Source organism: Marinobacter sp. F4216 (assembly GCF_019931195.1).
In the GTDB taxonomy this organism is placed as follows: Bacteria; Pseudomonadota; Gammaproteobacteria; order Pseudomonadales; family Oleiphilaceae; genus Marinobacter; species Marinobacter suaedae.
Window position 1 is genome coordinate 809,599 of sequence record NZ_JAIOUO010000003.1, and the last position, 26,555, is coordinate 836,153.

The 26,555-nt window shown below is 57.4% G+C and carries 22 protein-coding genes; 4 read left to right on the forward strand and 18 right to left on the reverse strand.

What is annotated here, in order from left to right:
- Nucleotides 1–110 precede the first annotated feature (110 nt).
- The 7 genes from speB to K8I84_RS09315 form a co-directional block, all read right to left on the reverse strand.
- A complete protein-coding gene (gene speB / locus K8I84_RS09285) occupies nucleotides 111–1,082 on the reverse strand; it encodes an agmatinase (RefSeq protein WP_223794464.1) in 972 nt (323 codons plus the stop codon).
- A gap of 35 nt (nucleotides 1,083–1,117) precedes the next feature.
- Nucleotides 1,118–1,942 carry an ABC transporter permease subunit gene (locus K8I84_RS09290; RefSeq protein ID WP_223794465.1) on the reverse strand — a complete coding sequence of 275 codons (825 nt, stop codon included), beginning with the start codon at nucleotides 1,940–1,942 and terminating at the stop codon, nucleotides 1,118–1,120.
- A complete protein-coding gene (locus K8I84_RS09295) occupies nucleotides 1,942–2,847 on the reverse strand; it encodes an ABC transporter permease subunit (RefSeq protein ID WP_223794466.1) in 906 nt (301 codons plus the stop codon). The genes K8I84_RS09290 and K8I84_RS09295 overlap by 1 nt, the downstream gene beginning before the upstream one ends.
- Complete coding sequence (locus tag K8I84_RS09300) at nucleotides 2,844–3,974, reverse strand: ABC transporter ATP-binding protein (protein ID WP_223794467.1); 1,131 nt, start codon at nucleotides 3,972–3,974, stop codon at nucleotides 2,844–2,846. Before K8I84_RS09300 ends, K8I84_RS09295 begins: the two co-directional genes overlap by 4 nt.
- 63 nt (nucleotides 3,975–4,037) lie before the next feature.
- Nucleotides 4,038–5,126, reverse strand: a complete 1,089-nt coding sequence (locus K8I84_RS09305) for a polyamine ABC transporter substrate-binding protein (RefSeq protein ID WP_223794468.1) — start codon at nucleotides 5,124–5,126, stop codon at nucleotides 4,038–4,040.
- 188 nt (nucleotides 5,127–5,314) lie between these two features.
- Nucleotides 5,315–6,664 (reverse strand): glutamine synthetase family protein, encoded by a 1,350-nt coding sequence (locus tag K8I84_RS09310; RefSeq protein ID WP_223794469.1) that lies wholly within the window; start codon nucleotides 6,662–6,664, stop codon nucleotides 5,315–5,317.
- A 5-nt stretch (nucleotides 6,665–6,669) separates the two neighbouring features.
- Nucleotides 6,670–7,425, reverse strand: a complete 756-nt coding sequence (locus K8I84_RS09315; RefSeq protein ID WP_223794470.1) for a gamma-glutamyl-gamma-aminobutyrate hydrolase family protein — start codon at nucleotides 7,423–7,425, stop codon at nucleotides 6,670–6,672.
- Nucleotides 7,426–7,709: 284 nt separating this feature from the next.
- Between K8I84_RS09315 and K8I84_RS09320 the strand changes: the two genes are divergently transcribed.
- Both K8I84_RS09320 and K8I84_RS09325 read left to right on the forward strand, forming a co-directional pair.
- Nucleotides 7,710–9,068, forward strand: a complete 1,359-nt coding sequence (locus K8I84_RS09320) for a glutamine synthetase family protein (RefSeq protein ID WP_223794471.1) — start codon at nucleotides 7,710–7,712, stop codon at nucleotides 9,066–9,068.
- Nucleotides 9,061–10,467, forward strand: coding sequence for an NAD(P)/FAD-dependent oxidoreductase (locus K8I84_RS09325; RefSeq protein WP_223794472.1), 1,407 nt, complete (start codon nucleotides 9,061–9,063; stop codon nucleotides 10,465–10,467). Before K8I84_RS09320 ends, K8I84_RS09325 begins: the two co-directional genes overlap by 8 nt.
- A gap of 67 nt (nucleotides 10,468–10,534) precedes the next feature.
- Here the strand turns inward: K8I84_RS09325 and K8I84_RS09330 are convergent, their stop codons facing one another.
- The 6 genes from K8I84_RS09330 to K8I84_RS09355 form a co-directional block, all read right to left on the reverse strand.
- The gene (locus K8I84_RS09330) at nucleotides 10,535–11,635 is read right to left on the reverse strand and encodes a polyamine ABC transporter substrate-binding protein (protein WP_223794473.1); all 1,101 of its coding nucleotides are present in this window, start codon (nucleotides 11,633–11,635) and stop codon (nucleotides 10,535–10,537) included.
- A gap of 142 nt (nucleotides 11,636–11,777) precedes the next feature.
- On the reverse strand, nucleotides 11,778–12,266 hold the full coding sequence (locus K8I84_RS09335; RefSeq protein WP_223794474.1) for a GNAT family N-acetyltransferase: 489 nt from the start codon (nucleotides 12,264–12,266) through the stop codon (nucleotides 11,778–11,780).
- A 15-nt stretch (nucleotides 12,267–12,281) separates the two neighbouring features.
- Nucleotides 12,282–13,568, reverse strand: a complete 1,287-nt coding sequence (locus K8I84_RS09340) for an NAD(P)/FAD-dependent oxidoreductase (RefSeq protein ID WP_223794475.1) — start codon at nucleotides 13,566–13,568, stop codon at nucleotides 12,282–12,284.
- A 6-nt stretch (nucleotides 13,569–13,574) separates the two neighbouring features.
- Entirely contained in the window at nucleotides 13,575–13,934 is a 360-nt protein-coding gene (locus tag K8I84_RS09345) for a cupin domain-containing protein (protein ID WP_223794476.1), read from the reverse strand.
- A gap of 91 nt (nucleotides 13,935–14,025) precedes the next feature.
- On the reverse strand, nucleotides 14,026–15,516 hold the full coding sequence (locus K8I84_RS09350) for a CoA-acylating methylmalonate-semialdehyde dehydrogenase (RefSeq protein WP_223794477.1): 1,491 nt from the start codon (nucleotides 15,514–15,516) through the stop codon (nucleotides 14,026–14,028).
- Between the two features lie 66 nt (nucleotides 15,517–15,582).
- Entirely contained in the window at nucleotides 15,583–16,899 is a 1,317-nt protein-coding gene (locus tag K8I84_RS09355) for an aspartate aminotransferase family protein (protein ID WP_223794478.1), read from the reverse strand.
- 249 nt (nucleotides 16,900–17,148) lie between these two features.
- Between K8I84_RS09355 and K8I84_RS09360 the strand changes: the two genes are divergently transcribed.
- Together K8I84_RS09360 and K8I84_RS09365 are read left to right on the forward strand one after the other, a co-directional pair.
- Nucleotides 17,149–18,642, forward strand: a complete 1,494-nt coding sequence (locus K8I84_RS09360) for an aldehyde dehydrogenase (protein WP_223794479.1) — start codon at nucleotides 17,149–17,151, stop codon at nucleotides 18,640–18,642.
- Between the two features lie 104 nt (nucleotides 18,643–18,746).
- Nucleotides 18,747–20,036, forward strand: a complete 1,290-nt coding sequence (locus K8I84_RS09365; protein ID WP_223794480.1) for an NAD(P)/FAD-dependent oxidoreductase — start codon at nucleotides 18,747–18,749, stop codon at nucleotides 20,034–20,036.
- 184 nt (nucleotides 20,037–20,220) lie between these two features.
- Here the strand turns inward: K8I84_RS09365 and astB are convergent, their stop codons facing one another.
- The 5 genes from astB to K8I84_RS09390 all read right to left on the reverse strand — a co-directional run bounded on the left by astB (nucleotide 20,221) and on the right by K8I84_RS09390 (nucleotide 26,504).
- Nucleotides 20,221–21,561, reverse strand: coding sequence for an N-succinylarginine dihydrolase (gene astB / locus K8I84_RS09370; RefSeq protein WP_223794481.1), 1,341 nt, complete (start codon nucleotides 21,559–21,561; stop codon nucleotides 20,221–20,223).
- Between the two features lie 16 nt (nucleotides 21,562–21,577).
- Nucleotides 21,578–23,056, reverse strand: coding sequence for a succinylglutamate-semialdehyde dehydrogenase (gene astD, locus K8I84_RS09375; protein ID WP_263283021.1), 1,479 nt, complete (start codon nucleotides 23,054–23,056; stop codon nucleotides 21,578–21,580).
- Nucleotides 23,057–23,137: 81 nt separating this feature from the next.
- Nucleotides 23,138–24,232, reverse strand: coding sequence for an arginine N-succinyltransferase (gene astA / locus K8I84_RS09380; RefSeq protein ID WP_223794482.1), 1,095 nt, complete (start codon nucleotides 24,230–24,232; stop codon nucleotides 23,138–23,140).
- Nucleotides 24,233–24,260: 28 nt separating this feature from the next.
- Complete coding sequence (locus K8I84_RS09385; protein WP_223794483.1) at nucleotides 24,261–25,277, reverse strand: arginine N-succinyltransferase; 1,017 nt, start codon at nucleotides 25,275–25,277, stop codon at nucleotides 24,261–24,263.
- 9 nt (nucleotides 25,278–25,286) lie between these two features.
- Nucleotides 25,287–26,504 (reverse strand): aspartate aminotransferase family protein, encoded by a 1,218-nt coding sequence (locus K8I84_RS09390; protein ID WP_223794484.1) that lies wholly within the window; start codon nucleotides 26,502–26,504, stop codon nucleotides 25,287–25,289.
- Between the last annotated feature and the right edge of the window lie 51 nt (nucleotides 26,505–26,555).

A 26,555-nucleotide genomic window follows, 5' to 3' on the forward strand; every position in this document is an offset into this window, starting at 1 on the left:
AATATCGATTTACACAACATCAAAACGAAAAAAGCCCCGGACGCTATTCATCCGGGGCTTTCAATCCGTCACTCACCTGCTCACACAGGTTTGACTCTACGCCAGCGTTCCTAGCTGAACTCCGGATCTTTAGCCGATGCCAGCAGACACACCAGGTTGGTAGCCACCGTCGCACCGGCCAGGGCGGTAACCTCGGCGTGGTCGTACGGCGGTGCCACCTCCACCACATCGCAGCCGACCAGGTTCAACCCTTTCAATCCCTTCAGCAGTTTGATCGCGATCAGCGTATCAAAGCCACCGCATACCGGCGTACCGGTGCCCGGTGCGCAGGAAGGATCGAGGAAGTCGATGTCGAACGTCAGGTAGGCAGGCCGGTCGCCGACGATGGACCGGATCTGTTCAACCGCCGCATCAACGCCGTTTTCATGCAACCACATGGCATCAAACACGTTAAAGCCGGGGTTGCGCTCATTCACGGTACGCATGCCGATCTGAACGGAATCCTCCGGCGACACCAGCCCCTGCTTGGCGGCGTGATAGAACATGGTGCCATGATCGATCCGCCCGTCTTCGTCGGCCCAGGTGTCGCAGTGCGCGTCGAAGTGGATCAGCGAGATCGGACCGTGCTTTTCAGACAGCGCCCGGATGATCGGATAGGTCACGAAGTGGTCTCCTCCGATGCTCAGGGGCGTCACGCCCGCCTCGAGGATCGGCTGATACCATGCCATGACCTCTTCCACGATGCGGTCTGGACGGCCGGGGTCGAACACACAGTCGCCGTAGTCGACCACATTGAGGGTGCGGAACGGGTCCTTGCTCCAGGGCCAGGGGCGCGCCCAGGACAGCTGGGTGGACGCCGCTCGGACCCCACGGGGCCCGAACCGGGCGCCGGGTCGGTTGGAGGTGGCCAGATCGTAGGGAACACCGACGACGGCAACGTCGACGTCGGTGAGATCCCGGGAGTACCGCCGGCGCATAAAGCTGGTGGCGCCGGCGTACATGGCTTCTATCGTAGTTCCGTAGTTGCTCTGGCGCGTAAACGCCAGATCTCCGTTTCCGTATTGGTCAAAGGATTCAGACATGGATATACCCTGACTGACTGCCCCGTCAATTGAAATCAGGACGTGGCTAACTGAGCACTGACTCGATCATTCATCCGTTTGGTGAGGTACCAACTTCCGATGGCCACCAACGAGACAGCGGCAATAATCAATGTGGCCAACGCATTGATCTTCGGTGTAACACCCAGGCGAACCGAACTGAACACTTCGATCGGCAGGGTCGTCGCGCCAGGTCCGGTCACAAAGCTGGCGATAACCACATCGTCCAGAGACAGCGTGAACGACAGCAGCCAGGCGGAAACGATTGCCGGCGCAATGATCGGCAGGGTCACCTGGAAAAAGGTACGAATCTGATTGGCACCCAGATCCAGCGACGCCTCTTCAAGGGAGCGATCCATTTCACGCAGGCGTGAACTGATCACCACCGTGGAATAGGCCAGACAGAAGGTGGTATGCGCAATCCAGACGGTCAGCATGCCCCGGTTTTCCGGCCAGCCGATCATCTGCCCCATGGCCACAAACAGCAGCAACATGGACAGACCGATGATGACATCGGGCATTACCAGCGGCGCGGTGATCATGCCCGAGAACAGCGTACGCCCTTTGAAATTGCGGTGCCGAACCATGATCAGCGAGCCCAGGATGGCCAGTACAACCGCCGCCGAGGCCGACAGGAAGGCGATCTGCAGGGATCTCCAGACTGCCGTCATGATCTGCTGATCCTGGAACAGTTCGACGTACCATTTGCCCGAAAAGCCTGCCCATACGGTCACCAGCCGGCTTTCGTTAAACGAGTACACCACCAGCACGAGCATCGGCACATAAAGAAACGCGATACCAACCCAGAACATCAAGCGGGAAAAACTGAATCGCTGTGGCATTACAAGCCCCCCTCTTTGTTCTGAATGCGGTGGAACAGGCCGATCGGAACCAGCAGGATCAAGACCATGATCAACGCCAAGGCAGACGCCACTGGCCAGTCACGATTGTTGAAGAATTCCTGCCACAACACCTTACCGATCATGATGGTTTCAGTACCGCCAAGCAGTTCAGGGATCACGTACTCACCCACCACAGGAATAAAGACCAGCATCGAGCCCGCAATCACACCGTTCATCGACAACGGGAAGGTGACGGTGAAAAAGCGTTTGATGTGGCCAGCACCGAGATCAGCGGCCGCTTCCAGCAGGCTGTTATCGTGCTTCACCAGGTTGGCGTACAGGGGCAGCACCATAAACGGCAGGTAGGAATACACCACGCCGATGTAGACGGCGAAGTTGGTGTTCAGCATCTGAATCGGCTCGTTAATCACCCCCAGCCACATCAGCGCGTTGTTGATGAGGCCGTTGTTCTTCAGCAAGCCCATCCAGGCATAGACCCGGATCAGGAAGGACGTCCAGCTCGGCAGCAGCACCAGCAACAGCAATACCGTCTGCTTGTCCTTAGGCGCCTTGGCGATGGCATAGGCCATCGGATAGCCGATCAGCAGGCAGTAGACCGTCGACCAGAACGCCATCTTGATGGAATTCCAGTAGGCCTGGATGTACAGCGGATCGTCCAGCAGCCACTGAAAGTTGTAGAAGCTGACGCGGATGTTCAGTACACCGTCGAGCCATTCGATCAAGGCGGTGTATGGCGGGATTGCCAGCGCGCCTTCGGCGACGGAAATCTTGGCGACGAACAGGAACGGCAGCAGAAAGAATATGCCGAGCCAGAGGAAGGGCGCGGCCATCAGGGTATACCTACCCTGAGGCACAAACTTTTTCAGCGTCGGATACGTATTCATGAGCGCATCACCATGCCAGCGTCGTCCTGCCAGTAAACCCAGACGTCCTGCTCCCAATCCGGACGTTCAGCACGACGTTCGGTATTGGCCAGGAAGCAATGGACGATTTTTCCAGATGGCAGTTTGACGTAGTAAACCGTGTGCCCGCCCAGGTAGGCGATGTCCTCGACCACACCGCGGGTCACATTCTTATCCTTGTCCGGACGATCCATGCTGATGAACGTCTTCTCGGGACGCAGGGCGAACAGCATGCTCTTATCGTCAACGGCAGACGACACGCCACGGCCCACGAAGATGTCGCTCTCGACATCCGGTGAACGCAGGACCATGTAGTTTTCCTGGTCGTCGACGATTTCGGATTCAAATACGTTCACCGAGCCGATGAATTCAGCCACCATGCGGTTCATCGGGCTTTCATAGATATCCACCGGTGAACCAATCTGCTGAATCTGGCCTTCGTCCATGATGGCAATGCGGTCTGCCATGGTCATGGCTTCTTCCTGGTCGTGGGTGACCATCACACAGGTCACGCCGACCCGTTCAATGATGTCGACCACTTCGAGCTGCATTTCAGTCCGCAGCTTCTTGTCGAGAGCCCCCATAGGCTCATCAAGCAGGAGCAACTTCGGGTGTTTGGCCAGTGAGCGAACCAGCGCAACACGCTGACGCTGACCGCCGGAAAGCTGATGAGGTTTGCGGCTGGCATACTTTTCCATATGAACCAGCTTGAGCATGCTCTGCACACGATCGTGGATTTCGTCTTTCGACATGCCGTCGTGCTTCAGACCGTAGGCAATGTTTTTCTCCACGGACATATGCGGGAACAGTGCATAGGACTGGAACATCATATTGAACGGACGTTCATTTGGCGGCAGATGGGCAATGTCGTTGCCGTGCAGCATAATCGAACCGGACGAGGGCACTTCGAATCCGGCCAGCATTCTCAGCAGCGTGGATTTACCGGAACCGGATGCCCCCAGCAGAGCAAAGATTTCGCCCTGACGGATATCCAGATTGGTGTCATCAACTGCAAGTACGTTGCCGTAGTATTTGTTGAGGTTACGGATACTCAGCAGAATTTCGTCGTGCTTACGGCCGTCTTTTCGAGCAAGTTCATCAGAAGTCATAACAAAATCTTTTCAAAAAACACCACAGTGAACGCCGGGCACTGATGTGCCCGGCACAGATGCTTAGTCAGATTTGACCGAAGTCCAGGTACGCGTCATGTAACGATTGATTTTCTCTGGCAGAACTTCAAACGTGAACAGCTTGGTACCTTCGGCCGGGTAAATACCTGGATTGGCCAGGATTTCCGGGTCGATGAACTCCTTGGCCGCTTCGTTCGGGGAGCCGTACCAGACATAGTTGGTAATGTCGGCGCCGATCTGGGCGTCCAGAACGAAGTTGATGAACTCGTGTGCCTCGTCGACATTGTTGGCGTCTTTCGGAATCGCCATCATGTCGGACCACATCGCCGTACCTTCCTTCGGAATGTAGTAAGCGATTTCAACACCATTTTCGGCTTCTTCTGCACGTGCCATAGCCTGGAACACGTCACCGCTCCAGCCGATGGCCAGACAGATGTCGCCATTGGCCAGGTCAGAGATGTAGCGAGAGCTGTGGAAGTAAGTGATGCTCGGCTTGATGGACTTCATCAGCTCGCCGGCTTTGTCGTAATCCGCACGATCCTTTGAGTTGGGGTCCAGCCCCAGGTAGGACAGGGCCAGAGGCAGGACTTCACCCGGCGAGTCGAGAACCGCTACGCCGCAGTCGGCCAGCTTTGACGCGTACTCCGGGTTGAAGAACAGGTCCCAGCTGTCGGTCGGTGCATCTTCACCCAGGGCTTCTTCAACCTTGGCAACGTTGTAACCGATACCGGTGGTACCCCACTGGTAAGGAACACCGTACTGGTTGCCCTTGTCGTAGTTTTCCAGGTTGGCCAGCAGCTCGTCGCTCAGGTTGTCCCAGTTGGGGATCTTGGACTTGTCGAGCTTCTGGTAGGCACCAGCAATAACGTGGCGAGCCAGGTAGTCGGATGTGGGTACCACAACATCGTAGCCGGACTGACCGGACAGGACCTTGGCTTCCAGTACTTCGTTGGAGTCAAAGACGTCGTAGGTCACTTTGATGCCGGTGGCGGCTTCAAATTTTTCGATGGTGTCTTCGGCGATGTAGTCGGACCAGTTGTAGACGCGAACAACGCGATCGTCAGCTATGGCAGCTGAGGCGACGGTGCTTGCGACAGCTAACCCGAGAATGGGCTTCATTACTGCTTTCATTGTGCATCTCACCTTTATTGGTTTTTTACTGTCTGGGCACTGATGTGCTTGTTTTTCCCAGTCGATAGTTCGGCGCAACAAGTTGGGTCGAACTAATTCACTTTCGGCAGCGGTGCCACATCCTCTGCCTTTTTTATCGTTTATAACCGCTAACGCCCGGATGTGTTCAAACGCATCCGGGTCATGGATCAGACAGTGGAGAGCAGGTACTGACGCTCCCAGGAACTGATCACCTTCTTGAACCCTTCGTATTCCGCCCAACGGGTGGCCACGTAACCATCGACGAAGTCGTTACCGAGGATCTCGCGGATTTCTTCGCAATTGCTCATGTTCTCCAGGGCAGCCTCGAGGTTCCATGGCATGGTATCGTCGGCTTCATTGCCCATGCGACCGGTCGCCGGCGTTCTGGGCTTCACTTCGTTGAGCATGCCCAGGTAGCCACACAGCAGGTTAGCTGCCAGCGCCAGGTACGGGTTGACGTCGGAGCCCGGCAGGCGGTTTTCGACACGACGCGCGGCAGGCGGCGCATCGGGTACCCGCAGGCCAACCGTGCGGTTCTCTTCAGCCCACTCAATATTCACCGGTGAGTTGCCATCGGCACCCGGCAGGTAACGGCGATAGCTGTTCACGTTCGGTGCCAGCATCGGCATGACGCTCGGGATATAGGCCTGAAGGCCACCGATGTAGTGATGGAACAGTGTCGATGCAGTGCCGTCCTTATTGGAGAACAGGTTGTGGCCGGATTTCGCATCGACCAGCGACTGGTGCACGTGCATAGAACTGCCAGGCTCACCGGAAACCGGCTTGGCCATAAAGGTGGCATTCATCTTGTGCTTCAGGGCGGCTTCGCGAACCAGACGCTTGAAGATAAACACCTGGTCGGCCAGCTTCAGTGCATCGCCATGGCGGAAGTTGAACTCCAGCTGGGCGGCCCCTTCTTCATGAATCAGGGTGTCAATGTCCAGGCCCATGTCCTCGGCCCAGTCATAGATATCTTCAACAATCGGATCAAACTCGTTAGCGGCATCGATGCTGAAACTCTGACGCCCGCTCTCCTGGCGACCGCTGCGGCCATAGGGAGGCTCCAGAGGGATATCCGGATCCGTGCAGCGCTTGGTCAGATAAAACTCCACTTCCGGCGCAACAATCGGCTGCCAGCCTTTCTCTTCATACAGATTGAGAATCTTCTTCAGGACCGCCCGCGGCGAGAGCTCCATCAGGTTACCCATGGAGTCGTGACAATCATGAATGATCTGCGCAGAAGGTTCTGCGGCCCAGGGAATGGTAAAGGGAACACCGTCCGGGCGCAGCAACATATCAATGTCACGTGGATCGAGCAGTCTGTAGAAAACGTCATCGTCGGGATAATCACCCGTCGCGGTCTGCAGCAAAATACTCTCGGGCAGACGAATACCGCCTTCCGCCAGGAACTTGTCCGTCGGCATGATCTTGCCGCGGGCGATTCCGGTCTGGTCCGGCGTGATGCATTCGATCTCAGTAATCTTGTGCTCGGTTAACCACTTCTTAAGTTCTTCCATACATCCTACTTTGACTGTCGCGCACGACACGCATCGCCAAAGGCCTCGAAAATTAGCTTTTGTTCTTGGTTTTCCATGACTTTCCATTCCGGATGCCACTGCACGGCCAGGCCAAAGGACAGGGCGTCGATGGAAAGGGCTTCAATGAGTCCATCCGGAGCATTCGCCTCCACGGACAGACCCGACCCCAAGCGGTTAATGCCCTGGGAGTGAAGCGAATTCACATTCATGGACGGACGGTCGACGATGCGCTCCAGCAGGCCGCCGGACACAACGTCGACCTGATGTGCGGCGGCATACTGCTCTGGAAGAGAAAGCGACTTGTCTTCCCGGTGATCGTTCAGCCCGTCAACGTCCTGCACTGCCTGGTGCAAGGACCCGCCCAACGCCACATTAATATCCTGGAAACCACGGCAGACACCGAACAGGGGCAGATCCGACGCAATCACTGCATCGATCAGCGCCTTCGCCAACGCATCGCGACGGGTGTCGTAGCGGTAAGGAAGGTCGATTCGGGATTCGCCGTACAGGGAGGGCTCGGCCATTGAATACGAACCGGTCAGGAAGATGCCATCCAGGCGGCTAAGATAATCGGTGACCTGAACATCTGGCAATAAGGAAGGCAGAATGACCGGCACCACGCCAGACGCCTGCGCCAGTGCGTTGAGATATTTGTCGCCCGCCGTGTGAAACACATGCGGATCAATCGTCTGGGTGTCGCTGACGACCCCAACCAGCGGTTTTCGATTTAAATTCATCATTGTAGGCTGCACTCAAATCTTGAACACCCTCAGCATACACAACCATAAATTATTTTAAACACCAATTTCGTCTTTTTGTTGAAAAAACGGTTACACGTGCAGAATACTGAATTCGACTGCCCCATTATTGGGCGAGCAGTCCCCATTTTGTGCATTATATTGATCGAAAGGTGTGGGTTTTGTTTGAACTCACCCAGAAATGGCGTTAACTTATGTTCAATATATAGATCACTTGTAACGCAAGCATGCGCAGCCAGGCTGCGGAATAACACGGGCCGAACTCTATGACTGAGAATGAAGTCTCTGCTTTTTTAAAACGTTATCCGAAGGTCACCACCATCGAGCTGCTGATCAGTGACCTCAATGGGGTTCTGCGCGGAAAGCGAATCGAACGCAATCTGCTGGAAAAGGTAGCCACCAAGGGCTTCTATCTGCCCGGCTCCGTGATGTCTCTGGACGCCACCGGAACCACCGTGGAAGAGGCAGGCCTGGGCGTGAACGTTGGCGATCGCGATCAGAAATGCTGCCTGATTCCGGAAACCCTGGCCATCGTTCCCTGGATTGAGGACGGCAGTCGTGCGCAGGCACTGTGCACCATGGTTGATGACAACGATGAACCGTTCTTCAGCGACCCCCGCCAGATTCTCTGTAACGCCCTGGAACGTTTTGACGAACTGAACTATCAGGTGGGCTTTGCCGCCGAACTGGAATTTTACCTGGTGGATATCGACCGGGATGCCGACGGCCGGTTACAGCCACCGGCATCGTCGAAGACCGGTCGCCGTATGGGCTCCTGTCAAGTTTACTCCATTGACGATCTGAACGAGTACGATGCCTTTATCCAGGATGTCATCCAGACGGCCCGGGCCCAGGACATTCCGGCTGACACCGTAATTGCCGAGTACGCACCCGGTCAGTTCGAGGTGAATCTGCACCACTCGGACAACATCGTACGGTCGGTGGATCATGCCATTCTGCTCAAGCGGGTTATCCGTCATGTTGCCAAGCGGCACGGAATGGAAGCCACCTTTATGGCAAAACCCTATATCGAAGAATCGGGCAACGGCCTGCACATGCACCTGAGCCTGATGCAGGATGGGAAGAACATCCTGGCCGCGGACAACCCGGTGAACAATCCGACCATGCGTCATCTGGTCGCAGGCCTGTTGAGCATGGCCGACAGCACCCAGGCGTTCATGGCCCCGAACATCAACAGCTACCGGCGCCTGGCACCGGGCGCCTTCGCGCCGACCGCCAAAAACTGGGGCTACGATAACCGCACGGTCGCGTTGCGCATCCCCTCCGGCGGCAAAGCAGCCACCCGCATTGAACATCGCATGGCCGGCGCCGACGCCAACCCCTACCTGGTAGCAACAGCGTTGATTGCCGGTGTGGCCGAAGGTATCCGCCATCGGATGGAACCGCCCGAACCGGTCACCGGCAATGCCTACGATCAGACACATCCGCACGTGGCCGACAACCTTCGTGATGCCTTGCGCAACATGGAAAAGGACGTACGCGTCGCGGACTGGTTCGGCGAATCCTTTGTGAAGGTCTATAAAACCTGCAAATGGCACGACCTGCACCTGTTTGAACAACAGGTCACTCAGATGGAGTACGATCTGCTCCTGGGTTATGCCTGAGTCAACAGCGGTTCCCCAGAACCTTCTCTGGTGGCAGGGGCTGCCGGAACCCGAGTCCGCAGCCCCCTGCCCCGACCTGCAGTCTCTAGATGCCGCCATCGTCGGTGGCGGCTTCACCGGTCTCTGGACCGCCTACTTTCTCAAGCAACTGCGTCCGACGTGGCGCATCGCCATTTTTGAACAACACTACGTGGGCTATGGGGCCTCCGGGCGCAATGGTGGCTGGCTGATTGGCGGCATGGCCGGCCAGGAGGATTGGCTTGGCAGCCTACCGGACAGTCAGCGGCAGCAAAGCCAACAGCTCCTGTATGGCATTGTTGAGAGCGTTCGCGCTGTCTGTGATGCCCATCAGATCGATTGCGACTTCAACCACGCCGGCGTACTGTACGCCGCCGCACGCTACCCCGAACAAGCCCACTCGGCCCATGCCTGGCTGAAAGCGATTCAGGCCAGCGGACAGCCGGAGTCAGCCTTCCACTGGCTAGCCAAACCGGACGCAGAAAACCTTCTGCACATGCCCGATCTCTATGGCGGCCTGTACTCACCCCACTGTGCCACGATCAACCCGGTGAAACTCTGCCTGGGATTGGCTTCCACCCTGAGGGAGATGGGCGTTCAGATTGTTGAACGGGCACGGGTTGAAGAAGTATCGAACCGACGTGTGACGGTGAACTCCCAACCCCTTCTGTGTGGCCACATTGTGCTGGCCAGCGAAGCCTTTCCTCCTGCCTGGCAACCGCTGTCCAGAAAGCGATTGCCGGTTTACTCCAATGTGATTGCGACCCGGAGCCTGTCGGACCACGAATGGCAGCAGACCGTCAAGAAACCGGGACTCGCCTTCAGTGACCTGTGCCGGAGCATTACCTATGGCCAGCGAAGCCAGGGTGGTCACATGGTGTTTGGCGCGCGAGGTGGCTATCAGTTTGGTGCCAAAGCACGGTTTGAATTCACACAGAACGACCCGGCTTTCCGTGCACCGACCACCTTCCTCCAGCGTTTGTTCCCCAGCCTGACCGAACAGGACATCCAGTACCGCTGGGCCGGCTCGCTGGCCATGAGCAGAGGCTTCCGACCTTTCGCAGGATTCGATAAAGACAGCGGCATTGCCTATGCCGGCGGCTATGGTGGTGAAGGCGTTGGTGCCTCACACCTGTTTGGACAGACGCTGGCCGAGCTGATCACAGAGACCGGCAGCGTCTTTACGGAACAGCCCTGGGTGATTCGGGGTAAACCCAGCCAACTAAAAAACTGGGAAGCCGAACCGATGCCCTGGCTGGGTTTTCACACCCTCGGACGACTGTTCGCGCTGGAAGACTGGCTTTGCCATGAGAAGAAACTGCCGTGGCTGCATAAGCCCCTCAACACTCTGAGTCGTTTCGCGAGCGGACTGATCAGCTAACCCCCAGAAATAAGAAAGCCGGTCACACGTCTGTGCTACCGGCTTTTTTGTCAGAACTTAAACCTGATCAGTTACCAGATTTAATGGTCTGCCAGGAGCGCGTCACGATGCGATCGATCTTGCGCGGCAAAACCTTGAACGTGTAAAGCTTTGCTTCGACTTCCGGGGTTGGGTAAATGCTCGGGTCACCCGTCACTTCCTCATCGATCAGCGGCGTGGAAGCGCTGTTGCCGTTGGCGTACCAGACGTAGTTGGAAACGCCGGCAATGACTTCGGCATCCATCAGGTAGTTAATCAGCTGGTGAGCTTCGTCTACGTTGGAGGCATCCGCCGGGATGGTCAGCATATCGAACCACATGCCTGCGCCTTCTTTCGGAATGGTGTACGCCACTTCAACACCGTTAGCCGCCTCTTCTGCACGCGTGGCAGCCTGAAGAATGTCACCACTCCAGCCCACGGCAACACAGATGTCACCATTCGCGAGATCGGAAATGAAGCGAGAGCTGTGGAAGTACGTAATGTGCGGCGCCAGCTCGCTCAGCAATGCTTCGGATTTCTCATAGTCTTTCGGGTTTTCGGAGTTCGGATCCAGCCCCAGGTAGTGCAGCGCGGCGGGAATAACTTCCGCCGGCGCGTCCAGGAACGCAACACCACAGCTGTTGAGCTTGGCCAGGTTCTCCGGCTTGAACACAAGATCCCATGAGTCGGTCGGTGCATCTTCGCCCAGCACCTCAGCCACCTTTTCAGGGTTATAACCGATACCGGTGGTACCCCACAGGTAAGGGACGGAGTACTGGTTGCCCGGATCGATGGTTTCGATCACTTTCATGATCACCGGGTTGAGATTATCCCAGTTGGTGAGCTTGCTCTTATCCAGCTTCTGATACGCGCCAGCGGTGATCTGTTTGCCCATGAACGATGCAGAAGGCACAACCACATCATAACCGGATGAACCGGCCAGCAGCTTCGCCTCCAGAACCTCGTTGCTGTCAAAAACATCGTATTTGACATTGATTCCGGTTTTCTCGGTAAACCCGGGCAGGGTTTCCTCAGCGATGTAATCGGACCAGTTGTAAAAATTAACGTTACCCGCTGCCATGGCGTTGCCAGCCATCGTTACGCCGAGCAGTGACGTGGTGGCCAGTGTGGTGAGTTTCTGTTTCAACATGCTTTTACGTTCCTTTTTTTAATAATTTATAGATCGTTGCTGTTGACGAGTACGTCCCTGCGTTTCTCTTTTTTTATGTAAACGATGGCATCCATGCCATCGCCTGGGTTCAGACAAAAAAAATCAGGGCCAAGGCCCTGATTTAGAGTGTCATGATCATCTGTACAGCGCGGGCTCCATAGCCTTTTTCCGCCGCCACAGGGGTCGTGATTTCAAACCCCCGGTGCTGCCAGTAATCCTGGGAATCGTTCACGGCCACCAGAGCAAGGGTTGTCAGGTTTTCTCGTCGAACCTGTTCTATTAATGCCTGCCAAAGCAACCTTGAAAGCCTCCTCCCTCGGGCGCTCGGTGCGAGCGCCATGTCGTGGATATACATAACATTACCGCCAACGGCTGGCAATGGCTGATCGAGCGCTGGCACCTCCGTTGTGCTTTGCCAGCGATGGGCGAGCAGATAGCCCTGAACCTCGCCACCACCATCCACGACCACCCAGCAAGTGTCGGGTGACAGCTGCTGCTTGTGACGCAGAACCGCAATATCTTCATGCAGGTCGTCGGGGTAAGACTGCCATTGAATCTTATCAATGGCAGTCCAATCTGAGTCTTGAATTGCGCGCACTACAGCTGTCACAACCTGCACTCCACCTTAAATACCGAGCTTGTCGCGCAGCCCGTAATAAACTGCACCAATCGCGGTATAAGGCGCCCGGAACAGACGCCCGCCAGGGAACGGGAAGTGCTTCAGCTGCCCGAAGGCATCGAATCGCTCAGCCTGGCCTTTTAGAGCTTCTGCAACGAGACGACCGGCCAGATGCGTGGTGGTCACACCGTGACCGGAGTATCCCTGCGCGTAGAAGATCTTGGGTGTCAGACGGCCAAACTGCGGCAAGCGGCTCATGGTCAGCAGGAAGTCGCCACCCCAGGCATAGTCAAACTTCACACCTTTGAGCTGCGGGAAGGTTTTTTCCAGATGTCCACGCACGAAGCGCTCGATCGACGCCGGATCGCCTCCACCGTAGGTCACACCGCCACCGTACAGCAGTCGGTTATCCCCGGTGACACGGTAGTAATCGAGCTTGTAGTTGCAGTCTTCGACACAGTGGCCGCCCGGAATCAGTGACTTCGCCACCGACTCGTCAAGCACTTCGGTGGTGACGATCTGGGTGCCACAGGGCATGGCCTTGGCGTCAAGCTCCGGAACCAGCCCACCCATGTAGGCGTTGCCAGCCAGCAGAACATAGTCGGCGGTTACCTGGCCGGTCTCGGTCTTGACCACAGGACGTTCGCTGCGCACCAGGTCGACCACTTTGGAATCTTCGAACACCTGGCCACCCAGGCTTTCAAACGCAGCCACTTCGCCCAGCAACAGGTTCAGCGGATGAATATGCCCGCCGGTATGATCAAGCAGGCCGCCGAGGTAGGCATCACTGGCAATGTGCTTGCGAATGCCCTCGGCATCCAGCAGTTCCAGGTTGCTGTGACCGAAGCGCTCCCAGAGCTTTTTCTGTTCGCTCAGTTCATGCATCTGGCGCTTGTTGAACGCGGCGAAAATGCCACCCGGCTTGTAGTCGCACTGAATGTTATATTTTTCGATGCGTTCGCGGATGATGTTGCCGCCTTCAAACGCCATGTCACCCAGCGCCTTGCCAAGCTCTGCGCCATAGTTGTTTTCGATGGTGTCGATGTCACGACTGTAGCTGTTAACCAGCTGACCACCATTGCGACCGCTGGCTCCAAAGCCGATACGTGCCGCTTCCAGAACCACGACTTTGAAACCGGCTTCGGCCAGGTGCAGGGCCGATGAAATCCCGGTAAATCCGCCGCCGACAATACAGACATCGGCTTCGATGGCTTCGTTTAGCGCCGGACGATCGGTCTTGTCGTTACGTGTGGCGGCGTAATAGGAGCCCGTATGTTCGGTGCGTTGTGTCATAGTCAATCAGGCCTCGTAAACGACATAGATTTTCTTGCAGTACGATGGCACTGACCAGGTACCCTCGAACCCGGCAGGCATGACAAACTGATCCCCTGCCTTCACGGTTTTCTGATGGCCGTCTTTGTCGGAAATGACGGATTCGCCTTCCAGAATCAGACAGAATTCGTTTTCGCTGTAGCTGACGGTCCATTCGCCGGCCTGAGAGTCCCAGGTGCCGACGTGGAACTTCTCATCGCCTGACGAGAAACAGTTCCAGACATTCTGCTCGGGTTTTCCGGAAAGAATTTTGCCGGCGTCCGGCAGGAAGTTTTCAGCGTCGATGCCAGTAGTTGCGACATCGACGATGCCAGAGATTAGGCTCATAACCAGTCCTGTTCTTTATGGCTAACGGAGAGTCTGATGATGAAACGCAGAAAAGGTCACCCCCGACCCTGTCAGGGGTGACCTTTTCATCTTATTTCATGGTCGGCATCACGAATTCTGCGGTACCGATATCGCCTTCCGGCCAGCGTGCTGTCACGGCCTTGCGGCGGGTATAGAATTTCACGCCTTCCGGACCATGCATGTGATGACCACCGAAGAGTGAACGCTTCCAGCCACCGAAGGAGTGGAACGCCATGGGGACCGGAATCGGCACGTTTACGCCAACCATGCCCACCTGAATGTCGTGGGTGAACTTGCGCGCCACGGAACCGCTGCGGGTAAAGATAGAGGTGCCGTTGCCGTATTCGTGATCGTTAATCAGCTTTGCGGCCGTCGCGTAGTCATCCACGCGTACCACACACAGAACCGGGCCGAAAATCTCTTCCTGATAGATGGTCATGTCCGGGGTAACGTTATCGAACAGGCAACCACCCAGGAAGTAACCTTCCTCACAGCCGTCAACGACCAGATTACGGCCATCGACAACGAGTGTGGCGCCCTGTTCCACACCGGCGTCAACATAGCCCTTAACCTTCTCATAGTGCTCTTTGCTGATCAGCGGGCCCATATCCAGGCCGTGGTTTTCACCGTTGCCGATCTTGAGGCCACGGGCTTTCGCCGCCAGCTTGTCGACCAGCTCGTCGGCAATATCACCCACCGCAACGGCCACGGAAATGGCCATGCAGCGTTCACCCGCCGAACCGTAGGCGGCCCCGGTCAGTGCGTTAACGGCCGCGTCGATGTCGGCATCCGGCATCACGATCATGTGGTTTTTCGCACCACCCAGAGCCTGCACACGCTTGCCGTGGCTGCTTGCAGTGCTGTAGATGTATTCGGCAATCGGCGTGGAGCCAACGAAGGAAACCGCTTCAATATCCTGATGGCTCAGCAGAACGTCCACCGCTTCCTTGTCGCCGTTAACCACGTTGAACACACCGTCGGGCAGACCGGCTTCTTTCAGCCACTCGGCGACGACCAGTGCCGCCGTCGGGTTCTTTTCAGACGGCTTCAGGACAAAAGTGTTACCGCAGGCAATCGCCACCGGCCACATCCACATCGGCACCATGGCCGGGAAGTTGAATGGCGTAATACCCGCCACAACACCCAGAGCCTGATTTACCGAGTAGGCATCGACACCGGTACCGACCTGTTCGGTGATTTCACCTTTCAGAATCGACGGTGCACCACAGGCAAACTCAACCACTTCCATACCGCGGATAATTTCGCCCTTGGCATCTTCAAAGACCTTGCCATGCTCAGCGGTGACGATCTTGGCCAGTTCATCGATGCGCTCTTCCAGCATCATCTTGAAGCGGAACAGGATGCGCGAGCGAACCAGCGGGCTGGTATTGGACCAGGCCAGGAACGCGGCTTTCGCCGACGCGATGGCCTGCTCAACTTCACCGGCAGAGGCCAGTGACACGTTCGCAGTCTGTGCGCCCAGGGCTGGATTGAATACCGGCGCGTGCCGTTCACTGGCTGACGTCAGCTCTCCGTTAATAAAGTGGTTGATCGTTTTCATAATTCTCCTGATGTCCGGACGATTCCGGATTCTCACTCTCTTTTACTGGTTAAAAAATTCGGGTGATCAATACAGCGCCTTGATGCCATTTCGCAGGGCCGTAATGGCTTCATCGATATGCTCTTTCTCGACGATGAGCGGAGGCGACATGGCAAGAATGTCCATGGTGTAGCGAACCATCACGTTGCCTTTCCAGAAGCAGTGTTCGAATACGTCGTAGCCACGCTGCCCCGGTTTGTCGCCGGTGTGGAATTCAATGCCACCGACCAGGCCGTAATTGCGGATGTCCTTGACCACATCAAACTCTTTCAGACTGTGCAACTGTTCCTGCCAGTACTCGCCCAGCTCATAAGCCTTGTTGAACAGGTTTTCCCGCTCATAAATATCGAGGGTGGCCAGCGCTGCTGCGCAGGCGACCGGATGCGCGGAATAGGTGTAGCCGTGGAACAACTCAATGGCTTCTTCCGGGCCGGTCATGAACGCATCGTGAATGTCGTTACTGACAAACACCGCGCCCATCGGAATCGCACCGTTGGTGAGGCCTTTGGCCGAGGTCATCAGGTCCGGCGTGATGTCGAAATGGGTGGAGGCGAAGGCGCCGCCGATGCGACCAAAGCCAGTGATGACTTCATCAAAGATCAGCAGGATGCCGTGCTTGCGGGTGATGTCGCGCAGACGCTGCAGATAGCCCTTGGGTGGAATCCACACACCGCCGGAACCGGCAATCGGCTCAACAATAACCGCGGCGATGGTTTCCGCGCCGTGCAGGGCAATGATGCCTTCCAGTTCATCGGCCAGGTTGGCTCCCACCTCTGGCTGGCCTTTGGTGAACTCAGTGCCCGGAGTCCAGGCATGCTTCAGATGATCCACGCCAGTCAGCAGTGAGCCAAACGCCCGACGGTTGTTCACCAGACCGCCTACGGAGATGCCACCGAAGCCGGTGCCGTGATACCCCTTTTCCCGACCGATAAGACGCGTCCGACCGGAATCCCCTTTTGCCCGGTGATACGCCAGAGCAATTTTCAGCGCAGTATCCACCGACTCGGAACCGGAGTTACAGAAGAAGACATGATCCATGCCTTCCGGCGACAACTTACTCAGACGCTCAGCCAGTTCAAAGGCCATCGGATGGCAGAGCTGGAACGTCGGTGCAAAGTCCAGATTCTGAACCTGACGACTGACGGCTTCCGAGATCTGCGTGCGACAATGCCCGGCGTTCACACACCAGAGACCGGCGGTGCTGTCGAGCACGGAACGCCCGTCCGGCGTTTTGTAGTACATACCTTCGGCAGACTCGAACATCCGGGGATTGGCTTTGAATTGACGGTTTGCCGTGAACGGCATCCAGAAAGAGTCCATAGAGGGGGCTGAAGTCATACTCATTTCTTGCACCTGCTGTGTTTTTACATGCCGTGTTCTTTTTTTTGAACGATTTGACCCGAGTGTATGTTAAATAAAATAAACATCAACCCTAACCCCAACCTAAACGTCAAAAAAACTGAATTTTATTGTGAGATAAGCGGTCATTTTCAGCTTAATGTTGAATTATGTTCAATATATTGAAACAACCCCCCGAATTGCAGTATGTTGGCGACTGCTCTTATTTAAACAATGCAACAGTCGAGGCATGACATGGCAGAAAAGCACACCTTCGAACACTGGCAATCCCTAGCGGCAAGCCTCGAACCCGAGGGTCGCGCCTATATAAATGGCCATTATGTTGATGCGCTGGGCGGCGAGACCTTTGATACCGTCTCCCCAATCGACAATCGCGTGCTGGCCAAGGTTGCTTCCTGCCAGGAAGCGGATGTGAACGTCGCCGTGGAAGCCGCGCGTGACGCGTTCAACCGTGGTGTCTGGAGCGAACTGGCGCCAGCCAAGCGCAAATCGGTGTTGCTCAAGTGGGCCGATCTGATCGCGGCCAACGCCGACGAGCTGGCGCTGCTGGAAACGCTGGACATGGGCAAGCCCATTGGCGACTCCCGCGCTGTGGACGTTAACGCCACCGTGCGCGCCCTGCGCTGGACTGCAGAAGCCATCGATAAGCTGTACGACGAAATCGCACCGACCCCGCACGACCAGCTGGGCATGATTACCCGCGAGGCCGTGGGCGTGGTAGCGGCCATCGTACCCTGGAACTTCCCGATGATTATGGCGACCTGGAAGTTTGCGCCCGCGCTGGCCATGGGTAACTCCTTCATTCTGAAGCCTTCGGAAAAATCGCCGCTGACCGCCCTGCGCCTGGCGCAGCTGGCAACCGAAGCTGGTATTCCGGACGGTGTGTTCAACGTTCTGCCCGGTTTCGGGCACACGGCCGGTAAAGCACTGGCCCTGCATATGGACGTCGACACCCTGGCCTTTACCGGTTCAACCGCCATTGCCAAGCAGCTGATGATCTATGCCGGCGAGTCCAACATGAAACGGGTATGGACCGAAGCAGGCGGCAAGTCGGCCAACATTGTCTTCGCCGATGCGGACCTGGATGCCGCAGCAGCCGGTGCTGCCGGTGGCATCTGCTTCAACGCCGGCGAAGTCTGCACCGCCGGTTCCCGCTTGCTGGTGGAAGAAAGCGTGGCCGACGAGTTCATGGAGAAGGTGCGCGCACTGGTGGCGAAATGGCGCCCGGGGCACCCGCTGGATCCGAACACGAATGTCGGCGCGATTGTCGATAACGCGCAGATGGAGCGCGTACTGAGCTTCATCCAGATCGGTCAGAAGGAAGGCGCAAAGATGACCGTCGGCGGCCAGCAGGTCATGCCGGTGGAAGGCGGCCTGTTTGTCGAACCGACCGTATTCGAAAACGTGAACAACGACATGACCATTGCCCGGGAAGAGATCTTCGGACCGGTTCTGTCGGTCATTCGCTTCAAGGATGAAGACGAGGCGCTGCAGATTGCCAACGACTCCATTTACGGGCTGGCTGCCGGCCTGTGGACCAACAATCTGTCACGTGCGCATCGGGTTGCCCGCAAACTGCGCGCAGGCTCCGTCTGGGTCAACGAATACGACCTTGGCGACATGACGGCACCGTTCGGTGGCTACAAGCAGTCCGGTAACGGCCGTGACAAGTCGCTGCACGCCTTCGAAAAATACAGCGAAGTGAAGGCCACCTGGTTCAAGCTCTGAACCACAGCGGATCGGGAGCAGGGTTTCGTGACCCCTGCCCCCGATTCACCGCTGCTGCCTCCCTGCCTTTATCCATTACCCGACAGTCAGAATAAGAAGCGCGCATGAGTGAACCAAGAACGGGCGCCTATTACACGGCGACCATCAAAGAAGATTCCAACTACCCACCATTGACCGGCGATATCCAGGTGGATGTTGCCATCGTCGGCGGTGGCTTTACTGGTGTAAACACCGCACTTGAGCTCTCCGAGCGTGGCTACAAAGTGGCTCTGGTCGAGGCGAACCGCATTGGCTGGGGCGCCACCGGGCGCAATGGCGGCCAGATTACCGGCTCGCTGTCCGGCGACGAAGCCATGCGCAAACAGATGCGCAAGACGCTGGGCAGTGAGGCTGAGGATTTTGTCTGGCAGCTGCGCTGGCGCGGGCACGACATTATCCGAAACCGGGTGGCGAAATATGGTATCGACTGCGACCTGAAACACGGCCACCTGCATGCGGCCTACAAGCCGTCGCACATGAAAGAGCTGCAGGCCAGTTATGAGGAAGCCCTCAAACGAGGCATGGGTGACGAGGTCACGCTGCTGGAGCGCGAAGATATTCCGGATTACCTGGAAACCGACATCTACCACGGTGCGCTCTACAACCGCAAAAACATGCACGTGCACTCGCTGAACCTGGTGCTGGGCGAAGCACGGGCTGCGGTTCAGCTGGGTGCGCAAATCTTTGAACAGTCCAAAGTCATCGACATTGAGCATGGTGAAAAGCCGGTGGTTATTACCGACGGAGGTCGGATCACGGCAAACCGTGTGGTGTTGGCGGGCAACGCCTATCACCGTCTGGAACGGCGAAAAATGAGCGGGAAGATCTTCCCGGCCGCCGGTGGCATTGTCGCAACAGCGCCGCTGTCTGACGAAGTCGCCCAGGCGATCAACCCGAAAGACCTGGCGGTGTACGACTGCCGTTTCGTGCTCGACTACTACCGCCTGACGGCGGACAAGCGTCTGCTGTTCGGTGGTGGCGCCAATTACAGCGGACGCGAAAGCCGCGACATCGAAGCGGAACTGCGCCCGGCACTGGAACGCACCTTCCCTCGACTGAAAGGCGTCGACATTGATTTTGCCTGGAGCGGCATGATGGGCATCGTCATCAACCGGATCCCGCAGCTCGGCAAGCTGTCAGAGAATGTGTTCTACGCCCAGGGCTATTCCGGTCACGGCATCGCCACATCACACATTGTGTCTGAAGTGATGGCCAAGGCCATCGACGGACATCTGCGGGACTTCGACACCTTTGCGGCGTGCAGCCATATCCGGATTCCCGGCAGTGAATGGCTGGGCAATCAGTTTCTGGCCATCGGCATGTGGTACTACCGCCTGATGGAGACGCTGCGCTGAACCGCGGGCAACGGAAGGAAGGAGCCCGTTGGATTTGAGATTGAACAGGCTGCTCTGATCCCTAGCGGATCGGCCCTGAAAAACGAAGAGGCGAGGCAAGGATTGGCGCAAACCGCGTCACCCTTCCCTCGCCTCTTCACTTATCGGGCTCTCGACAGGCCCTCTCTGATCAGGCAGAGGTGTCTCAGAGCTGGAAGTCGTAGATGGAACCGAGCCCCAGGATACCGGTCAGCTCGTCCAGCGCTTTGCGAACCTCGTCCAGCAGCATCGGATCCGCCAGGTCCTCACGAGTCAGTTGATCACGGTAGTGAGCATTCACCCAGGTGGTCAGACGCTCGTACAAGGCGTCCGTCAGCAAGACCCCCTGGTGCATGGCTTTCAGTTCGTCGTCATTCAGCACCACACGCAGACGCAGGCACGCCGGCCCACCGCCATTGCGCATGGACTGCTTCACGTCGAATACTTCTACCGCCGTGATCGGGCCACCGGACTGAACCAGCTGATCCAGGTAGTTGCTCACCGACTTGACCTCGCGGCACTCGCCGGGCACGGCCAGCATCATGCCATCCGGCGTGTTCAGCAGCTGACTGTTGAACAGGTAGGACGCCACCGCATCCTGAATGGGCACCTCCGCACTGCTGACCTTGACGGCCTGAAGCTCGGTACCCTTCAGACGGGCCCGGATATCATCGAGAACTTTCTGCTCATCCAGGAACGCCATGTCGTGATAGAACAGCGTGTTGCCGTTACCCACCGCAATGACGTCGTTGTGGAAGACGCCAGCGTCAATGGCCTCCGGATTCTGCTGGGCAAACACCGCGTGGGCGTCAGACAGGCCGTGCAGGCGGGCAATCGCCTGAGAAGCTTCCAGGGTCTGGCGGGCCGGGAACTTCTTCGGCGCCGGAGCCTGTTCATTGAACGCCACCTGACCGTAAACAAACAGCTCCACACCCGGCTCACCATAGCCCCCGCACAGGCGGGTATGGTTGGCCGCACCTTCGTCACCGAAGTGACTGACCGACGGCAGCGCCGGATGATGGGCAAAGTAGGCGTCATCGGCAAAGATGGACTTCAGTGCGCGGCCCGTCACCACATGCTCGATCGAGCGGTGGAACTTGGCGCTCAGGTTTGCCGGCGTGAAGTGCACGCGACGGTCTTTGGTGTCGGCACTCGGCGACACCGTGGCCGCATTCGCCGTCCACATGGTGGAGGCTGAGGAAACCGCCGCCAGAATGGTCGGGCACTGCTTCGCCGCGTCTTCCAGTATTTTCTGGTCCGATCCCTCAAAGCCCAGGCCACGCAGGGTCGGGATGTGGGGCCGCTCGTGCGGCGGCAGAATGCCCTGCACGAAACCACGGTCCGCCAGCGCCTTCATTTTTGCCAGCCCCTGAAGCGCGGCTTCCTTGGGGTTGGACACCGCCGACTCGTTGGACTTGGACGCCACGTTACCCCAGGACAACCCGGCGTAGTTGTGAGTAGGTCCCACAAGGCCGTCAAAGTTCGCTTCTACTGCGTGCTTTACCATTGCTGGTAATCCCCTGTTACTTGTCGAAGTTCAGGCCGGGCGACAACGCCTCTGGCATTTCGGTCTTGGTCGCTTCTACCGAGGCCATCGGCCATGCGCAGTAATCGGCTGCATAGTAGGCACTCGGGCGGTGGTTACCGCTGGCACCCACACCACCAAACGGTGCTGCGCTGCTGGCGCCGTTGGTCGGACGGTTCCAGTTCACGATACCGGCACGGATCTCTTCCACCATACGGTCGTAGAGTTTGCGGTCGTCACTCAGCAGACCAGCGGACAGGCCATAACGGGTGTTATTGGCCAGCTCCAGGGCTTCATCGAAGCTCTTGTAGCGGTATACCGTCAGCAGCGGGCCGAAGTACTCCTGATCCGGCAGTTCAACGCCCGTGGCGTCGACGATACCCGGGCTGAGCAGTCCGGTACCTTCTTTGAGCAATTTAACCTCAAGCAGAGATTTGCACCCTTTTTCCAGCATGCTGGCCTGGGCCTGAAGGATCGTCTGTGCGGCCTCCGGAGACACCACCGACCCCATGTACGGCTGAGGGTCTGCATCAAACTCACCCACGCGAATACGGCCGGCCAGCTCGATCAGGCGATCCAGGAATTCATCGCCCTTGGTTCCCTTGGGCACCATCAGGCGGCGGGCACAGGTGCAGCGCTGTCCGGCGGACAGAAAGGCCGACTGCAGGGTGTGATGAACTGCGCCATCGATATCAGACACGTGCTGCACGATCAGCGGGTTATTACCACCCATTTCCAGGGCCAGGATTTTCTCCGGCTGACCGCCAAACTGCTTATGCAGAATGTGGCCAACGTTGGAGCTGCCGGTAAAGAACAGGCCATCGATCATCGGATGCCCCGCCAGCGACTTACCGGTTTCCATGGCACCCTGAACCAGGTTAATCACGCCTTCCGGAATGCCGGCCTTTTCCCACAGCTTGATGGTCATTTCAGCCACGCCCGGCGTCTGCTCGCTGGGCTTGAACACCACGGTGTTACCCGCCAGCAACGCCGGAACAATGTGCCCGTTCGGCAGGTGTCCCGGGAAGTTGTAGGGGCCAAACACCGCGACCACGCCGTGCGGACGGTGACGCAGGATGGCGCGGCCACCCGGCGCTTCATTTTCCGTATGACCAGTGCGATCGTGATACGCCTTGACGGAAATCGCCACCTTGCCAATCATCGCCGCAACTTCAGTGCGGGATTCCCACAGCGGCTTGCCGGTTTCCAGGCCAATCTGATGGGCCAGTTCTTCCTTATGGGCCTCCAGCTGATCGCGGAACGCCTCGACAATGGCCTGGCGCTCTTCAAAGCTCTTTCGACGCCAGCCCAGGAAGGCTTTGCGTGCTTCGCGCACGGCGGCATCCACATCTTCCAGATTTGCGCTGTTGCCGTCCCAGACGGTTTCGCCGGTGACCGGCTGAATAGACTCAAACGGAGCCCCGTGGCCCTGCAACCAGAGACCATCGATGTAAAGCTCACCTGTCAGGTTTGCCATGAAAACGCACCTCCAAAATCAGAATTCTTGTAACGTCAGGGCACTCTCCTGACGACCGGAACATCACTGCTAACGCGGTGACTATGCCCCCAGTCGTCGGCCCTGCCTTGCGCCCCGGGTACCACTCAGGGACCGGGAGCCTCTGTCTTTCAATGATGTCACGCGCACGGAATCACCGGACTCTACCTGCAGCGCTTCGGCCACCTCTGGCGGTAACTTGACCGTATCCGGCCCCACGCACGTGGCCGGCACTGTGGTCACCCGGAAATCCCGGAACGACCGGTTGGACACCATCACTTTCTCGTCAGCTGGCACGTCCAGTTCCACCGGCTTGCGCGTCACCATGACATGGCGATTGGCGGAATCCCGGACGGTACGAATGCTCGGAATGAACGCTTCCACCACCGGACCGCCGTCGAAGATGTCCACCAGCCCGTTGAAGTTGAACCCTTCCGCCTGGAGCATCTTCAGCGCGGGGGCGGTGTTGTCGTGCACCCGGCCAATCACCGCACGGGCGGAACTCGGCAGCATCGGCAGGTAGATCGGGTACTTGGGCATCAACTCTGCAATAAACGCCTTGTTGCCCAGACCGGACAACACATCGGCCTTGCTGAACTCCATATCGAAGAACTTGCTGCCCAATGCGTCCCACAGGGGGCTGTTACCCTCTTCGTCGGATACCCCCCGCATTTCCGCAAACACTTTCTCCGAGAAGTGGCTGCGGAACTCGTCCAGGTACATAAACCGCGAACGGGACAACAACAGGCCGTTACCACCGCCCTGATAATCCTTGGACAGCAAAAGCGAGCAAATTTCACTCACGTCCGTCATGTCGTTGGAAAGGTGCAGCGTGGGCGTACGCACATGGACGCCCAGCTCGCTGGACGCGTTCACGGTGACGCTGAGACGGTAGTTGTAAAACACTTCATCCAGACCAACACGGGCCTGGATACCGCTGATACCAACCGTTTTCTTGGCTTCCACGTCTTCCATGGCGAACAGGTACAGGGCCGCTTCCGGCGCGCACCGCTGCCGGAAACTTTCACGGGCCATGTCGATCTTGCGCTGCAGCAGCTCCCGATCGGCCGGCAGTGTGGTCAGGCCCTTACCGGCCTTTTGAGCCATTTCGTACAGGTCGTCGAGGTCTTCCTGCTGCAATGGACGGATCACCAGCATGTCGCGGTCTCCTTCCTGGTAATCATAGTCATAACGGCGCAACCCTCACTGCTTCGCCGGCGCTCTTGCCCAGCAGGTTCCAGGTTTTCACAGGCACTTTCAGCTCATTCTCAAGGGTGTCTTCAATGCCTGCCAGAACACACCGGAAGTCAGCACCTTCACCAGCGGCAACCAGGCAGTTTTCGCCATCATCGTCATGGCGTCCGTGCAGGATTTTCCGGTGACTGGTGACCAGGGTATGGAGGCTGTCGGTGCGAGCTTCCAGAACCGGGCCGGCGTCAAAGATGTCGAGGTAACATCCCTCCTGGAACCCTTCCCTACGCAACAGCTCGTAATTGCCGGAAGTGACGTCGTGGGGTTTGCCCAGCGCCTCCCGTGCCGCATCAGACAACAGGCTCACGTAGATCGGGTTATGAGGCATCATCTCGGCAAGGAACGTCTTGCTGAGTGAGGCGGAATACCGGTCAGCGTCTTCGAACGTCATATTGAAGAAATGACGGCCCAGGCTATCCCAGAACGGCACACTACCGTCGTCGCTCTGCACGCCCTGAATTTCCACCACCACACGGGAGGTGAACAGGTCACGGTGTTCCGCGATGAACAGAATCCGGGCCCGGGACAGAAGCTCAAAAGCCTCGGTGCCGCGCAACTCCGGACGGATCACGAACGAACACAACAGGGTCTGGTCAGTCAGCGAATGGGAGGGATACAGCACCTCGACCCGCCGGGATACACCCAGTTCGTGAGAGGCATGAATCAGGGCATCCTTGCGGTAGCTGTAGAACGGCTCGCCGCTGCCGGCACGGGCATCGATACCTGCCACACCGCCGATGGTACCGTCGTCGGTGTTTTCCAGAACAAACAGAAATCGGGGAGCCTGGTCTTCGGGCAATGAGCTCTCGAACGAGGCCACCGACAATTCAATTTTACGCGCAAGGCTATCGGATTCTTTCGGCAGCGTAGACGATAGACGGGCACCCTGGGTGCCCGCTATCGTGAGGATCTGCTTCAAGTCATCCAGCTGCGCCGGACGGACAAGCCACATAAAGACTCCTTAGGCCGCAGTCAGCTTCTTGACGGCGGTTTCGAAGCGCTCCAATGCCTCATCAATATCTGCTTCCGGGATGATCAGCGACGGTGCCAGACGGACCACGTCCATACCCGCAACCAGAATCATTACGCCTTCATCGAGGCCAGCGTTGAGGAAGTCCTTGGCACGGCCTTTCCACGCGTCGGTCAGTACGCAGCCGAGCAGCATGCCCGCACCACGAACCTCGCTGAACACGCCGTAACGCTCACCGATTTCCATCATGCCTTTTTGCAGGCGCTCGGAACGGGCGACAACGCCTTTCAGGATCTCCGGCTGGCTAACGGTGTCGATGACCTTCTGGCCAACGGCACACGCCAGTGCGTTACCACCGTAGGTACTACCGTGGGTGCCAACACCCAGACTGGCAGCCACTTTGGCGGTGGTCAGCATGGCCGCAATCGGGAAGCCGCCGCCCAGGCTCTTGGCGCTGGACAGGATGTCCGGAACCACATCGTACATCTGGTAGGCGAACAGGTGGCCGGTACGGCCTACGCCAGTCTGAACTTCGTCGAAGACCAGCAGGGCGTCATTCTCATCACACAGCTCACGCAGACCTTTCAGGAACTCGGGGTCAGCCGGAATAACGCCGCCTTCACCCTGGATCGGCTCAACGATGACCGCGCAGGTCTTGTCCTTGGAGATCAGCTGCTTCACAGACTCCAGGTCGTTGAAATCGGCATGAACTACACCACCAGGTGCCGGCTCAAAGCCTTCACGATACTTGGGCTGGCCACCCACACTTACGGTGAACAGGGTGCGGCCGTGGAAGGATTTTTTGAACGCGATGATCTCGTTCTTCTGCTCGCCGTAGTGCTCCCAGGCATAACGACGGGCCAGTTTCAGGGCAGCCTCGTTGGCTTCGGCGCCGGAGTTGGCAAAGAATACGCGCTCTGCGAAGGTCTGGTCACACAGAGTCTTGGCCAGGCGCAGCGCCGGCTCATTGGTCATGACATTGGACAAATGCCACAGCTTGCCGGCCTGCTCCTGCAGTGCACCAATCAGCCCCGGGTGAGTGTGGCCGAGGCAGGTAACCGCAATACCGCCCTGCAGATCGATGAATTCCCGTCCTTCCTGATCCCAGATCCGGGAGCCCTCGCCACGCACTGGAATAATGGAGCCAGGAGCGTAGTTGGGAACCATGACCTCATTAAAAAGTTCTCGAGTTAAGCTTTCTTTATTCATTACTGTTTCTCTCGGGATACACGGATGGAAGCATAACCATAGTGAAAGTGA